The following is a 14896-nucleotide window of genomic DNA, read 5'->3' on the forward strand; positions in this document are numbered from 1 at the left end:
TTTGTTAATTTTAATTAATTGCAATATTTTTTAGGAAAAAATTATTTATTCAATCCTGTGTCTTCCAATTGAGCGTATCTGCCTGTTATTTTTCCTTTTTCTATTACAAAATAGGTTGGTGTCATGATTACTCCATACGGGTAAAAAAGATTGTTATTTGGGTCGTTTAGTTTGTATTTCCATGAAAAACCCTTAGTATTTTCCTCTAATTCTTTTTGGGTGGCGTCTAGTGAAATAGTTACTATTTTTATCTTACTTGCTTCAAGTTTTCCTGAATAGGTTTTCAATTCTTTTATTTCATTACTGCATTTATAGCACGTACTGTCGTAAAAAAGCAATAGAACCGTATCGTTAAATAAGGAACTCAGTTTTGTTTTTTTATCTATTAAAAAATCAGGTGGCGTTTCTCCTATTTGCACGCCTCTGCTTTTTAAAAGGATAGCTAGATTACGTGTGGGAGCTTTGATTATTCCCGAGTTATAAATGTGTAGGACTAATTGATTTTTTATATACTCCCAACCGTATTGCTCACAAATATCAATCAAGTTGTTTGCAAACTCGTTTACTATTGGTTCTTGCTTTATGTTTTTCATGATTTGTAGTGCATCTGCGACTAACTTATCATCATCTTTTATTCGGTTGTTGTACATGGTTACCCAGTAAGTAAGCATTGTTTTCCAAAACGGAGAATGATAAAACACAGTCATATTTGCACTTAAAAACTCTGAGCGTAGATTTTCAATTTCCGAATCTGAAGCGCTTGCTACTACTAAAATCCGATTGAGATAATCCATTTCCTTCTTCAATTGCGTGGCATATAAATTAGGTTTAATAATTACTTCATCTCCTAAAAGATAATTTTTAAAAAACTGATTTTCTTCGGAGCCATTAAATTGAGACGTACGTGTATCGGGATAGCTGTAAATAGATGCAACTGAAAAGTTTTCATTGTTCAGAATCATATCCATTTTTGCATCATCATCTATAACCAGTGATGCCACACCTTGATATTTTTTAACCGAGGTTGGTAGTTGTAATTTTGCATTTCCTTGCTTGTCTAAATGCCCTTTTGTTAGCGTATCTGTTTTTGTTCCACGATATCCAATTAAAGTATATTTTTTTGATGGGAACTTTTCAAATGAAATAGTTATATTCTGTGCCCATGTACTAAAATTATAAACTAAAAATAGCATCAACATTATTCTTTTCCTTATCATCTTTTTTACTTTATTTTTTAATATTCTCTGTTTATAGTTTTCAGTCTCAGTGTTCAGTTTGCACTCTGACTTATTTTGACTGTAAACTAAATCTCAATCTGATTACTGCAAACGGCAACTGCTTACTAAACAATACAGCTTACTAAATCTCAATAGGATTATTGTGACCGTAAATTGCGACTGTAAACTAAACACGACTGTATACCAAATCTCAATCTGATTACTGTGACTGCAAACTGCGACTGTATACTAAACATGACTGTATACTAATTAATACTGAATGCTAAATTGTAGGTTAAGTAGATAATGAACAAGCTTATTTCATGACTTTGGAAGTAATACAGCAATTGTTTAAATAACTTTTGCAAAAGTATAATGAATTAATTATTTGGGAATATTTTTGCATATCACTATTTATCACAAGGGGGTGTTTTTTTATTCAACAACTTGATAATTAAACATTTATAGTTAAAATTTATATTGGCTCTCCTTTTCTTTTTTTTTGTTAAATAAATCAAGAAGGAATGAATAATTAATTGAAAAATGAAAAAAAAATAGGTGCTTTTGGGTTGTTTTAAATGTAAGTACCCGCCTTTAGATCATTATTTTTGTAAAGATAAAAGGGTAGAGTAAAACTTTGTTAGGTGTTATTGTATTTTAAAATACAACACAAATAAATCTGAGTCTTCATGATAACGAATCCGTTTAATTTGCGCTAAATTATACTGTTTAACGGCGTGTAAAATATAAAGGGAATCTGTGATGGGTATAATTATTTCGTCAATTGGCTTCGCTTGTGTAGTAATAATGATGTTTAGCACATAGAGACCTTGTTTCGATAGCTACAGGAACAAGGTGTTGTAATAATTACAGCCAATGGGTTGAAGGTAGTTTTTAAAGATTCATCATCCAGATTGTAAGATCCTCATCTGAAGAAGCAAGATTCAATTTTTTTCTTAATCTATACTTTCGAGTTTCAACAGCACCTACTGTAGAATTTAGATTTTGAGCTATTTCTTTTGTTATGAATCCTAGACGTATCATAGCGCAAAATATTAAATCATTATAGTTAAGAGCAGAATTGGCTTTTTGATTTAATTTGTCGTAAAAGTCTGGTTCTAGTTCCTGAAATTTAGTATTAAAAGAGGGGTCTTTATTGATAGCTAATTGTAATACTTCTTGTAAAGTAGGTTTGTTAGAATCAGTTAAACGTTCTAGTTCTTCTTCCTTCTCATAAAGTAGTTCTCCCTTCTTTTTTTTATCTGCTTTTACTTTTCTAAATTTTTTAATAAAATGGTACGCTATAGTACCGAAAGTAAGTATCATAAAACCAATAATAATATTAAAAATGGTTCGAGAAGTTTCAAGTTCAGCCTTGTTTTTTTGCCCCATGCTCTCTATAGAGGCTTCTAGGGCTTCTTCTTCTAATTTGCTAATCTTTTTGTTTATGGTTATGTATTGATCTTGATATGCTTTAGATTTTTTGTCGTCATTGAGAACTGAATAAATATTTGATAGCTTAGAGTATACATTACTTAAAATATAGGATTGGTTGGCTGCTTCGGTTTTTTTTAATATTGATTCATAGTAATAAATTGCAGAGTCATACCTTCTTTTGCCTAAATGAATGTCTCCTAAATTTTTATAAGCATTTAATTTGAGAATGGAGGTGTCGTTTTTATGTAGTATTTTAAGTGCTCTTTGAACGTAATAAGCCGCAGAATCATATTTCTTAATCTGTATGAAAGAAGTACTGATATTTATATTAGCTTGTGCTATTGCTCTATTTTTTCCTTCTTCTTGACCGGTTCTTTGCTGAAACTCAGAAATGCACTTTCTGTAATAGTAAAATAAGGAATCATTTGTTTTGTCTTGTTTGCTTATGGTCATTGCAATAGAATTATAAACATTTGCTTTGATACCGTGTTTAATATTTTTATCCTGTATTTTATCTGCTATAGTAAGACATCTATTGAATTCTTTTCGCGCTCTTTGAAAAAGTCCTGTTCTATTATAACAATCTCCTTTTAGGCGTATTATGTCAATAAATGAGGGGCTATCTTTTTCTTCGGGTAACTCTTTTTCTGCAATAGCGATATATTCTTGTGCCGTTTTAAACTCTCCTAAAAAACAATAATAGGCAATTATCAATTGGTAACCATCAATAATTCCACGAATATATTGAGCTTTTCTAGATTGCTCTATAATCTCCAAAGCCAGCGGTTTTGTTTTGATATCCATATTATAAATATGTTTCTCACCTAGGCTGACCAAACTATCTATCTGCTGTTTAGTATATGTTTGGGCGAAAACGATGGTATTGGACAGAAAGAATAAAAATAATAGTATTGAAATATTCTTTTTCATTGTAGTACTAATATGGATTGTTTTCTGGTTTGTTTTTCTACTCATGTACAGCATGTTTTTTATTCTCCTCTATAAGATGCTATACCTTATGGGAATGAATATGCATCAATAGCAATTGATTTTGATATCTAAATTAATAAATAATCCTTGATGTTGTTATTTCTAACACATAGGGATTTGATTATTGTATAAAAAGGGGGGGAGTAAAGGGAGTATTCGTACAGCGAAATTATATAAAAAAAGTGATTTTTATAAAATTAAACCTGTTTTTTTTTATGTGTTCAGGGGAAATTAAACAAAGCTATATGAGGTAATAAGGCTATAAATGACCTTTGAGATTTAAGAATAATGCTGTTTTAGACTAAGCATTATTCTTAAAAAAATCTGTGTAATTTATAATTTATTCTGTTTTATTGTAATTGGTATTATTGATTTCATTTTAAATAGTGAATCAGTCATTTCTTTGAAAAGATGCAATAATAATTTTAAACGTTCGATATCTTTTATTTCATCATTTGCATAAAATGACAATTCGAGATTTTTTTCTGGAAGCTTTTCTTCCCAAATACCCTTTTGATCTGATATTTCAATATTTACTTCTTTTTGGGATGTTATTAAATCTCGTATTTTTTGATTTTGAAGGAAAGATTTTACTTTGAATTCATTGTTTGTTTTGATTATAAATTCTTTATCAAAATCACGACGGCCAATTGTGACATCCTGTGCTCCAAATAACTTTTCTATTGCTCGAACAAAACCTGTCCTGTAAATTTCAAATCTAAAATTATCGTTAGAAATAAAAGGGACAATTATTCGAGTTGTTTCAGTACTGTATTTACCTGACCAAATAGTAAAATTGTCAAAGATAATTTTGAAGTTATTGTGTTCAAATTCAGTTTTATCAGAAACCCAAGAGTTACCTTCAATAAAAATTCCATCTGATTTTTTTGCAAACTCTTCCCAAATATTGACTCTAGATTCAATCATTTCACAATTTACATTTCACAATTATTAATACCAGTGATTATCAGATAAATCAGGTTCTGCGTAATTTATAATTTTTGCTTCTTCTAATTCAATTAATTTTTGTCGGATTGCATCGTATTTTAGTGTTGATGGAATCTGTATCACAAAATAGTCTTTATTGAATTTTTCTGACTCGCAACCAAGCTCCGTAAATAGTTCACGTAAATCATCTATAGGTGTAGTTTTGTCTAAAACGATAACCTGAATTGTTGAGTTTCCAGAATGTTCAATAGTTTGTTTGTAAACCAATTTTTGTTCGTCTTCGTCAAATGTTGCAAATACTACATCTTCAAAAGAAACAGGAGCATAAAACGGAATATTATCCAGTTTGTACAATCCATTTTCTTCATTAATAGTTGTTGCCCATAATGTTTCTACAGCAGGTTCGTTAAGAATCTTACTGAAAAATTTAAAAACTATTTTGACATATTTGTCTTGTTCTTCTGCCATTTTAATTAGATGCTATTGTTTTATTATAATTTATCGGCCCATTGTTTTGGGTCAAAAGGTTCAAATTCTCGTTCTGAGAAAGGCTCAGTTAAAATTCCTGATGAACACAACCAGTTTATAGCTTCTTCGAGTGTTTTACCAATTTTGTATATCTTTTCGCTATTTCGTGGTAAAACGTAATATTCCTTTTTGTAAAGAATGATTTCATCTCCATCAAATGTATCTCCGATTCTAACGGAGTCTAAAACTTGTTCTTTTGTTAAAACGTCTGCGCCTTCATCCCAAAACCAATATTCATTAATTCTCTTTTTCCATTCAGTAATAGTTAGTACTATAGTTTCAGGAAGATAGATTCTTACGTAGGTTCCGCCAAGAATGCCGCTTCCATACGTTAAAACATATTCTTTGTAATTGTTGTCAAAAGTTATGTTTAGTGTTTGCTCGCAAGCCTGAATGTCTTCATCATCAGCAAGAAATAAGTCGGTTCTGTGCGTGTTGTAATTTGGAATTACCTTATAGTTTTCGAAGTTCATGCGTTTGAATTTTTGACAGCTAAGATATGGCTTTTTTATTGTTGAGAATGTTATTTTTTCAACAGAAAAGCCGCAATCATTTTCGTGATTACGGCTTTTATTAAAATATAAATAGAGGTTTTATACCAATTTTGCAGCTGCTAAATATTCAGCAATTTGAATTGTATTTGTTGCGGCACCTTTTCTTAAGTTATCGGCAACAATCCACATGTTTAAAGTGTTTGGTTGACTTTCGTCACGACGAATACGACCTACAAAAACATCGTTTTTGCCTTCAGCATAAAGAGGCATTGGGTATGTAAAAGTGTCAAGGTTGTCTTGAACAACGATACCGTCTGTATGATGTAAAATTTCACGAACTTCATTAACATCAAAATCATTTGTAAACTCAACATTTACAGCCTCGCTATGTCCACCAACAACAGGTACACGAACGGCAGTTGCAGTAACAGCAATAGTTTTATCACCAAGGATTTTTTGAGTTTCGCGAACCAGTTTCATTTCTTCTTTAGTGTATCCATTTTCTTCAAAGCTATCACAATGAGGAATTGCATTTCTGTGAATAGGGTATTTGTAAACCATTTCACCTTTTACACCAGCATATTCGTTTTCAAGTTGTTTTACTGCTTTTACACCCGTTCCAGTAATAGATTGGTAAGTAGAAACAACAACTCTTTTAATGTTGTATTTTTTGTGTAATGGAGCCAAAGTCAAGACCATTTGAATAGTCGAGCAGTTTGGGTTTGCTATAATTTTATCTTCTTTAGTTAGGGTAGAAGCATTAATTTCGGGAACGATTAATTTTTTGGTTGGATCCATTCTCCACGCCGATGAATTATCAATAACTGTTGTTCCAGCTGCTGCAAATTTTGGAGCCCATTCTAATGATGTCTCGCCACCTGCAGAGAATATTGCAATGTCAGCTTTCATGTCAACTGCAGTTTGCAAGCCAACTACGGTATAATTTGTTCCTTTATATTCGATTTGTTTTCCAACTGATTTTTCAGATGCAACCAAAATTAATTCAGAAACTGGGAAATTTCTTTCTGCCAATACTTTTAGCATTACTTCGCCAACCATTCCGGTAGCGCCTACAATTGCTATTCTCATCTTTATATTTTTTATTATGAATATATTAATTTTAAGTGCAAAAATAGTGATAATGATTATGAAAACAATCGGCTTAACAAAAAATAACAAAAAGTTATATTTGTAACATAAAAGAAAAACCGTTCAGATTCTGAACGGTTTAGTTAGACTATAGTGTAGCGGATTATTTTTTTAATAAATCTCTAATTTGAGTCAATAATTCTTCTTGAGTTGGTCCAGCTGGAGCAGCAGGAGGGGCAACTTCTTTTTTCTTAGCATGGTTTATACCTTTGATGATAATAAACAATACGAAAGCAACAATTAAAAAGTTAATTACTGCCGAGATAAACAAACCATATTTTACACCTCCAAAAGCGGTTAGTTCTTCGATTGTCGATAAATGCGCAGCATCTAATGCAGGCTTTAATAGCAACGGAGTAATTACATCTTCGATAAATGAGCTTACAATTTTACCAAAAGCTCCACCAATTATGACACCGACAGCTAAATCGACCACGTTGCCCTTCATTGCAAATTCCTTAAATTCAGATAACATTCCCATATTTGATTTTGTTTTAGTTTAAAATTTTTTCTTACTCGAAAATAAGTAATATTTCGGATATTTTAACCAAATAGCGACTAAAATATTATTGACGGAAAAATACGCGTTTCACACGTTGCGATATACTGGTAAGGATTTCATAAGGAATAGTGCGTAATTCCTGAGCTATTTCTATTACAGTTGGGCTTTCGCCAAAGATTACCACATCGTCACCTTCTTTGCAATCTATAGCACTTACATCGACCATGAGCATGTCCATGCAAACATTTCCAACAATTCGTGCTTTTTTTCCTTTTATGGTTACAAAACCAACTCCGTTACCCCAAAGTCGGGCAATTCCGTCGGCGTATCCAATAGGAATTGTAGCAATTCGAGTTTCTTTTTCTGCCATAAATTTGCGTCCATAACCTACACTATCATTAGCAGGAATGGTTCTTACCTGAGATATAATTGATTTTAATGTGCTTACGTTCTCTAGGTATTTTTGTTCAGCTGGATCATTAGAAACGCCGTATAAACCAATTCCTAAACGCACCATATTATATTGTGCTTGCGGGAAATTGCTAATTCCTGAAGTATTCAAAATATGACGAATGGGATTAATAGCTAACTCAGTCATTAATTTAGAAGATAGCTTTTCGAATAAATCAATTTGCGAAAGCACAAAGTCAAAATGTTTTTCTTCATCGCTAGTTGCCAAATGAGATAATATACTTTTTACTTCAACAGTTGAATTGCCTTTTAGCGTAGCAATTAATTCATCGAGTGTATTGGCTTCAAACCCCAATCGATGCATTCCCGTATCTAGTTTTATATGAATAGGGAAATGATGTAACTTTTTCTCTTTGGCAATTTTTAAAAAGGCATTTAATCCTTTTAAACTATAAATTTCTGGTTCTAATTGGTGCTGAATAATAGCCGAAAAAGTCGTGGTTTCGGGATTAAGTACCATAATAGGTAATTTTATACCTCCGTTTTTAAGAACTATTCCTTCATCGGCGAAAGCCACACCTAGATAATCTACTTTGTGGTGTTCGAGTAATTTGGCAATTTCAAGTCCTCCATTTCCATAGCTATATGCTTTTACCATCACCATCATTTTGGTGTTTGGATTTATTTTGGATTTAAAGAAATTAAGATTATGTCCAATTGCGTTGAGGTTAATCTCAAGAATTGTCTCGTGCGTTTTCTCCTCAAGTAGCGCAACAATTTCTTCAAAATGGAATGTGCGTGCGCCTTTTATAAGAATGGTTTCGTTTGCAAAATCTAATGATTCATAGTGAGCAATGAACTCGGCAGTATCAGGAAAAGTAATGCAATTAGAAAATTTATCGGCAAATTTTGAAATCGTAGAGCCAATACCAATTACGCGACTTATTTTATTAGATTCGATAAGTTGGGCTACTTTTGTGTATAATTCGTCATTAGAAAAACCACTCTGGAGAATGTCAGATAAAATGACCGTTTTCTTTTTGAATTTATGTTGGCTTTCCAAGAAATCCAATGCAATTTTTAAGGATTGGAAATCGGAGCTGTAACTATCGTCGATGATACTACAATTATTGATTCCGGTTTTTACTTCCAAACGCATTTCTACAGGATACAATAAATGCATTCTGTTTTGAATTGTAGCCGAATCGTATTTTAAATACAATAAAACCATCAGACAAGAAATGGCATTTTCTATAGAGGCATCATCTTGAAGCGGAATAGTAAAATCGTTTATTTCGTTCTCATATTGGTATTGTATTGCGGTACTTTCGTTATGAGATTCTTTTGTCGAAACTAAAACATCAGCTTTTTTATCTGTAAAACTCCAAGAAAATAACTGTCTTGACTCCAGCATATATTCAGCAGCAAATTGAGTCAAGCAAGAATGCACAACCTCATTTTTCTGATAAATAATTACAGGGCATTCTTTAAATAGAAGTAGTTTTTCGTCTATTTTTTGAACCAGATTTAAAAAGCCTTCATCGTGTGCTGATCCAATATTGGTAAGCAATCCGATAGTGGGTTTTATAATTTTTTCTAGCTTGTCCATTTCAGCAACGGTAGAAATTCCAGCTTCAAAAATACCCAGATTGTGTTTTTCGTTAATTGCGATAACCGATAACGGAACGCCAACTTGTGAGTTGTAACTCTTAGGGCTTCTGATTATATTATAATCGGGACTTAGCAAGAAATTAAGCCATTCTTTTACTATCGTTTTACCATTACTACCGGTCAATCCGATAATAGGAAAATTAAAAAGACCACGATAATATGCTGCAACTTCTTGTAAAGCTGCTAGCGGATTTTCGACAACTATATAATTAGCCCTTTGGGTATATTTTTCAGGAATTTCGGTTACCACAAAATTATGAACGCCTTTTTCGATCAAGTCAGGAATATAATCGTGAGCATTATTGTTAGGCCCGCTTAAAGCAAAAAACAATGTTTTAGGTCCGTTTTGTAAAGAACGACTATCAATAGAAATATGGTCGATGTTGATGTCGGAGTTGCCTCCAAACCATTTTGCATGAAGCGTTTGAATTATATTTTTAAGATTTATAGGCATTGCGTTGGGAACTATTTTATGTTGGATATTTTGTGTAAAATGTTTTATTAAAAAAATGAAATGGTGGTTGTGATGAATTAGAAAACCATGACGTAATTTGAAGCATTAAAGGTAGAAAAAGAGTTTTTAATATTTTCTTAAAAATGAGCAAGATTCTATAAATCTTACTTATTTAACTTGTTGGGTAAAATTTGCAAAAATAGCATTTAACACATAGAGACATAGTTATGATAGCTATCGGAATAAGAATTGATGAACAAAGGTGATTTAAGAGAAAAAAGTTTTTTTCCACATAGGCTATGTGATTTATTTTAAGTGAAACGTCTTTTTTAGACTTTGTTAAGTTATGTTCCGATAGCTATGTCTCTATGTGTTAAAATAATTACTCTCAACGTTTTTTAATCTTTTTAATCCTTTAATCTGTGGCAAAAAAAACTATGTTCCGATAGCTATGTCTCTATGTGTTAAAATAATTACTCTCAACGTTTTTTAATCTTTTTTAATCCTTTAATCTGTGGCAAGAAATCGATGTCTCTATAGTTATCGAAACTGTGCGTTAAATCTGCGTTATCCGTATTCTATCTTAAGAACTGTTAATTTTTAGAACATATTATACACAGCCATATATTTTTTTATATTTGTTGAAGACAATAAAATCAAGCAGTTGAAAAAGATTCTTCCAATAATTTCTTATCTATTCCATCCTTTATTTATATCGATGTATGCGAGTGTATTTTATCTTTTTTTTAAAGAAGATGCGTTTGCCAATGAAGAGAAATTTTTTATTCTTTTTCAGATAGTAATTATCACGGTTTTGGTGCCGATATTGTTTTTCTTACTGCTTCGCTCAACAGGAAATGCAGATTCGATTATGATTCATGAAACATCACAACGTAGGATTCCGCTGGTGCTTCATTGCTTTCTGATTATTTTGTTAGTCAAGCGCAGTGTGGTATATATGCGATATCCAGAGTTGCATTTCTTCTTTTTAGGCGTATTGTTTAGTACTATAATTGCACTAGTACTGTCTTTTTTTAAGATAAAAGCTAGTTTGCACATGATGGCTATTAGCGGATTAACAATTTTTGCAATAGGATTGAGTCGTCATCTTGAGTTGCCGAGTATGCTGTATTGGGTTGCGTTTTTTATATTGATGAATGGATTTGTTGCTTCTTCTCGTCTAGAAATGAATGCGCATACCAATAAGGAACTCCTTATCGGGCTACTAATAGGAATAATTCCGCAATTGCTTTTTTTGGTTTTTTGGCTATAGAATATAGAAGATAACACCAATATTCATTGTTCTCATATCGATATCCTCAGTGCCTGCTTTTGCTGATTTAAATAAAGGTTTTAAACCATAATAAGCATAGACATTCCAAGTATTGAATCCTGCAGACATATATACGCCATATTGAAACTTTTCGAAATCGGAATTGTTCTTAATGGTTACTTTTTGTTCGGAGTCTTTGTAAACAGATTGGTCAAAAAGAACATAACTGAATTTTATTCCACCATATATTCTCCAAAATTTATAGCTTTCGAAAGTCGAAGTTCGCCATCTAAATTCAAGAGGAACTTCTACTAAATATTGAGTGAATTTGTTCGAGTTTACATTAGAGTAATTTATCACATTGTATATAGGAGCATCCTTTGTTCCAGTAATAGCAATATTCTGAAAGTAATTTTTGTAACTGAAACCTAAACCAGTAGCAATGGCAACGTTTCGGTTTTTGTTAATAGGCATATCTCTCAGGAAACCAAAGTTTATTCCCGCAGAAAACTTCTTCTGTGATAATCCCTCAGGAGCATTGTTCAATGCATTATAAGTAACAGCAAAATAAAACTGATCTTCTCGGTACAGAGAATCAATTTTTACTTTTGGCGCTTCGGTAGCAGGTGCTTTCTCTTCTTGAGAAAAAACATTTAGAAACGATATTAAAAATAAACAACTAAAAAATAATCGCATGTTGGATTTTGGTTTTAATGATTGTTCCAAGAGTAGGAGTGATTTTTGCATTTTGATATAAACCATACAAATATAAGATTTTGAGCGTTTCGGTTGTGATTTGATCGTGATTATTCTGCTTTCTTAAATTTTAGGGGCATACAAGCCGATGCTATTCTGCGTACATGCATTTATTACTATTTGTGTATTAACGCTATATTTTAATGAAATTAATATGGTTTCTATTTCTGTGACATGTTTTTTATACCTTTGTGGTGCATGAAAAAGAAGCAATTCATAATTAGTTTTTCTTTGGCTATGACAATATTGTTCTCAATGTTGTTTCAGTCAGTACATAGTTATGAGCATATTGTACAAGAATTTTCAGAAAAGCAATGTCATCATGAATATAACGTAACAAATACCGAAATAACGCATCAGCATCATAATTTCGATTTTTGTTATGTATGTCATTTTGCTTTAAGTAGTTATATTACTCCTGAAAAATTTACTTTTCAGGTGCCCTTTTTTCAGGATGAAATTCCTTATTTCTTTCCCTTTTCAGAAAAACCTGTTTTGTTTTCTGGAAGTTTATATTCTCTTCGAGGTCCACCCGTAGTTTAGTTTTTTGTATCCGATATTCACGGAATACTATGTATTTACCCAGTTTTGATTTTCATACAATCAAACAAAGTCTTTGTTTATAAATTCGAATGGTACTAATGGTTCACTAATTCTGATAGTTGTCGGAGTTAATGAGCGTATTGATACATTTTTTTGAGTTTTTTAAAAGAAGAAATCATCTAAACTATAGCATCATTTTCAATGAAAAAAATAATAATTGCCCTAATTTTAGGGTTCTCGGGCTTGATTAATGCCCAAAATACAGTTTCAGGAACCGTAACCGATTTACAAAATCAACCCGTTCCTGGAGTTTCGGTTTATGTAGCAGAATTACATAAAGGAACTACAACAGACGAAAACGGAAAGTACAGCTTAAATAATCTTCCAAAAGGAGCGTTGCGTATCGCATTTACGTTTGTAGGTTATACAACTCAGAATAAAAATATCGAAAAATTATTAAAAGAGAATACACTAGATATTTTGCTTACGCAAGCCGCTTTTGAAATGGATGAAGTAATTGTATCAACAGCATTTAGCAAATTACAATCTCAAAATGTAATGAAAGTTGAGCATGAAACGATTAAAACATTACAGCAAAAAGGGACTTCAACATTAATAGAAGGATTGGCAACAATACCAGGAGTTTCTCAAATTTCTACAGGAACTTCTATTGGTAAACCAGTAATTAGAGGATTAAGTGGGAATCGTGTTTTAGTATATTCACAAGGGGTTCGATTAGAAAATCAACAATTTGGAGACGAGCACGGATTAGGCTTAAATGATTCAGGAGTAGAGAGTGTTGAGGTTATAAAAGGACCAGCATCTTTATTATATGGTTCAGATGCTTTGGGAGGTGTATTGTATTTTAACCCTGAAAAATTTGCAGATGCAGGCGAATTTAAAGCAAATTTCAATCAGAAATATTTCACCAATACACAAGGAACTAACTCTTCGATAGGATTAAAAACATCTACAGAAAATTGGAAGTTTTTAGCACGCGGAAGTTTTAATTCGCATTCTGATTATAAAGCTGGCGATAGTGATCGTGTAACAAACACGCGTTACAACGAAACCGATTTTAAAACCGGAATAGGATATAGCAATTCAAGTTTCTCAAGTGTTTTGCGTTACAACTACAATAAGTTGGATTTAGGAATTCCCGAAGAAGGTTTTGGAGAACAAACAACTACCAAGAATACCGAGTTTCCTAGACAAGGAGTTTTTAACCATTTGTTGAGTTTAAACAACGTTTTCTTTTTTCAAAATTCAAAACTAGATGTTGATTTGGGTTATATCACAAATGATAGAAGTGAGTTTGAAGATAGTAATGATGCTTCATTGCGCATGAAATTGAAAACATTTAATTACAATGCAAAATACCATTTGCCTAAAATGGGTAAAATTGAAACTATTGTTGGGGTTCAAGGAATGCACCAAACGAATAAAAATTCGGGGGAAGAATTTTTAATTCCAGATGCTACTACAAATGATTTTGGTGTTTTTGGAACGGCAAATTATGAGTGGAAAACAAATGTGATCCAAGCAGGTTTGCGTTTTGATAACCGAAAGATTACTTCGATTGCTCACGGAATAGAAGGAGAAGAAGGCTATTTTCAGGCATTAGACAAATCGTTTGATAGTTTTAATGCATCGTTGGGTTACAAGACTAATCTTGCCGATGACTTAACCTTGCGTTTAAATGTTGCTTCAGGATTTAGAGCGCCAAACTTGGCTGAGCTAACATCTAACGGAGTTCATGAAGGAACAAATCGTTACGAAATTGGAAACGCAGCCTTGAAAACGGAACAAAACGTACAAACCGATTTGAACTTAGAATATAAAAACAGCCATTTTGAGTTTTTCGTAAATGGATTTTATAACCACGTAAACAATTATATTTATACTTCGCCAACAGGTGAAGTTATTGAAGACAATGCTGTTTTTGCTTATATTCAGGACAATGCCAAATTGTATGGTGGAGAAATAGGATTGCATTTTCATCCACATCCTTTAGATTGGTTGCATTTTGAAACAAGTTTTGAAACGGTTACTGGAAAAAAACAAAATGGAGATTACCTACCATTAATTCCTGCAAACAATTGGAACAATACCATAAGAACAGAGTTTAATATCAAGAACTGGTTTCAAGATGGTTTTGCAACTTTAAATGTGAGTTCAACATTTAATCAGGATAATGTAAGTGGTTTTGAAACAGCATCTAAATCATATTCATTAGTTAATCTAGGTTTTGGAGGAAAAGTGAAATTTGGTAAAACTGCTTTTGATGTGAATATAAACGGAAATAACCTATTCGATAAAAAATACATCGCACACCTATCTCGACTAAAAACAGACGGAATTCCTAATATAGGACGTAACATTGTTTTAGGAGTTAACTTTAATTTGTAAGAGAATAAATTGTAAAAAGGAACACTGAAAGCGCTAACGATATAGTTGGCGCTTTTTATATTAATTAGATAGAAAAATTAGCTATTTTTGTTAAAAACCAAATTGTATAAAAAT

At 32.1% G+C, this 14896-nt stretch carries 12 protein-coding genes; 3 read left to right on the forward strand and 9 right to left on the reverse strand.

Features of this window, described 5'->3' with window-relative positions:
- Positions 1-41 precede the first annotated feature (41 nt).
- From QWY99_RS21580 to QWY99_RS21615, 8 genes are all read right to left on the reverse strand, one after another.
- A complete protein-coding gene (locus QWY99_RS21580) occupies positions 42-1217 on the reverse strand; it encodes a peroxiredoxin family protein (protein WP_290268019.1) in 1176 nt (391 codons plus the stop codon).
- Between the two features lie 894 nt (positions 1218-2111).
- Positions 2112-3629 (reverse strand): tetratricopeptide repeat protein, encoded by a 1518-nt coding sequence (locus tag QWY99_RS21585; protein WP_290268021.1) that lies wholly within the window; start codon positions 3627-3629, stop codon positions 2112-2114.
- 348 nt (positions 3630-3977) lie between these two features.
- A complete protein-coding gene (locus QWY99_RS21590) occupies positions 3978-4571 on the reverse strand; it encodes a hypothetical protein (protein ID WP_290268023.1) in 594 nt (197 codons plus the stop codon).
- A 24-nt stretch (positions 4572-4595) separates the two neighbouring features.
- The gene (locus QWY99_RS21595) at positions 4596-5060 is read right to left on the reverse strand and encodes a DUF4265 domain-containing protein (RefSeq protein ID WP_290268026.1); all 465 of its coding nucleotides are present in this window, start codon (positions 5058-5060) and stop codon (positions 4596-4598) included.
- Between the two features lie 23 nt (positions 5061-5083).
- Positions 5084-5593, reverse strand: a complete 510-nt coding sequence (locus tag QWY99_RS21600; protein WP_290268028.1) for an SMI1/KNR4 family protein — start codon at positions 5591-5593, stop codon at positions 5084-5086.
- A 120-nt stretch (positions 5594-5713) separates the two neighbouring features.
- Positions 5714-6703, reverse strand: a complete 990-nt coding sequence (locus QWY99_RS21605) for an aspartate-semialdehyde dehydrogenase (protein WP_290268030.1) — start codon at positions 6701-6703, stop codon at positions 5714-5716.
- Positions 6704-6866: 163 nt separating this feature from the next.
- Positions 6867-7244, reverse strand: a complete 378-nt coding sequence (mscL, locus tag QWY99_RS21610; protein ID WP_290268032.1) for a large conductance mechanosensitive channel protein MscL — start codon at positions 7242-7244, stop codon at positions 6867-6869.
- A gap of 85 nt (positions 7245-7329) precedes the next feature.
- Positions 7330-9801 carry a bifunctional UDP-N-acetylmuramoyl-tripeptide:D-alanyl-D-alanine ligase/alanine racemase gene (locus QWY99_RS21615; protein ID WP_290268034.1) on the reverse strand — a complete coding sequence of 824 codons (2472 nt, stop codon included), beginning with the start codon at positions 9799-9801 and terminating at the stop codon, positions 7330-7332.
- A 664-nt stretch (positions 9802-10465) separates the two neighbouring features.
- Between QWY99_RS21615 and QWY99_RS21620 the strand changes: the two genes are divergently transcribed.
- Positions 10466-11074, forward strand: coding sequence for a hypothetical protein (locus QWY99_RS21620; protein ID WP_290268036.1), 609 nt, complete (start codon positions 10466-10468; stop codon positions 11072-11074).
- Here QWY99_RS21620 and QWY99_RS21625 read toward each other — a convergent pair.
- A complete protein-coding gene (locus tag QWY99_RS21625; RefSeq protein WP_353960589.1) occupies positions 11069-11836 on the reverse strand; it encodes a porin family protein in 768 nt (255 codons plus the stop codon). The two genes, QWY99_RS21620 and QWY99_RS21625, sit on opposite strands and share 6 nt — an antisense overlap.
- A 192-nt stretch (positions 11837-12028) precedes the next feature.
- Between QWY99_RS21625 and QWY99_RS21630 the strand changes: the two genes are divergently transcribed.
- Both QWY99_RS21630 and QWY99_RS21635 read left to right on the forward strand, forming a co-directional pair.
- The gene (locus tag QWY99_RS21630) at positions 12029-12373 is read left to right on the forward strand and encodes a hypothetical protein (protein ID WP_290268038.1); all 345 of its coding nucleotides are present in this window, start codon (positions 12029-12031) and stop codon (positions 12371-12373) included.
- A gap of 201 nt (positions 12374-12574) precedes the next feature.
- The gene (locus QWY99_RS21635) at positions 12575-14782 is read left to right on the forward strand and encodes a TonB-dependent receptor (protein ID WP_290268040.1); all 2208 of its coding nucleotides are present in this window, start codon (positions 12575-12577) and stop codon (positions 14780-14782) included.
- Positions 14783-14896 lie beyond the last annotated feature (114 nt).

Source organism: Flavobacterium branchiarum (assembly GCF_030409845.1).
Classification (GTDB): Bacteria; Bacteroidota; Bacteroidia; order Flavobacteriales; family Flavobacteriaceae; genus Flavobacterium; species Flavobacterium branchiarum.

Coding starts and splice junctions, on each gene's coding strand:
- QWY99_RS21625 (WP_353960589.1), bottom strand. CDS start 11,836: ATGGTTTATATCAAAATGCAAAAATCACTCCTACTCTTGGAACAATCA.
- QWY99_RS21580 (WP_290268019.1), bottom strand. CDS start 1,217: ATGATAAGGAAAAGAATAATGTTGATGCTATTTTTAGTTTATAATTTT.
- QWY99_RS21600 (WP_290268028.1), bottom strand. CDS start 5,593: ATGAACTTCGAAAACTATAAGGTAATTCCAAATTACAACACGCACAGA.
- QWY99_RS21605 (WP_290268030.1), bottom strand. CDS start 6,703: ATGAGAATAGCAATTGTAGGCGCTACCGGAATGGTTGGCGAAGTAATG.
- mscL (WP_290268032.1), bottom strand. CDS start 7,244: ATGGGAATGTTATCTGAATTTAAGGAATTTGCAATGAAGGGCAACGTG.
- QWY99_RS21630 (WP_290268038.1), top strand. CDS start 12,029: ATGAAAAAGAAGCAATTCATAATTAGTTTTTCTTTGGCTATGACAATA.
- QWY99_RS21635 (WP_290268040.1), top strand. CDS start 12,575: ATGAAAAAAATAATAATTGCCCTAATTTTAGGGTTCTCGGGCTTGATT.
- QWY99_RS21585 (WP_290268021.1), bottom strand. CDS start 3,629: ATGAGTAGAAAAACAAACCAGAAAACAATCCATATTAGTACTACAATG.
- QWY99_RS21595 (WP_290268026.1), bottom strand. CDS start 5,060: ATGGCAGAAGAACAAGACAAATATGTCAAAATAGTTTTTAAATTTTTC.
- QWY99_RS21590 (WP_290268023.1), bottom strand. CDS start 4,571: ATGATTGAATCTAGAGTCAATATTTGGGAAGAGTTTGCAAAAAAATCA.
- QWY99_RS21615 (WP_290268034.1), bottom strand. CDS start 9,801: ATGCCTATAAATCTTAAAAATATAATTCAAACGCTTCATGCAAAATGG.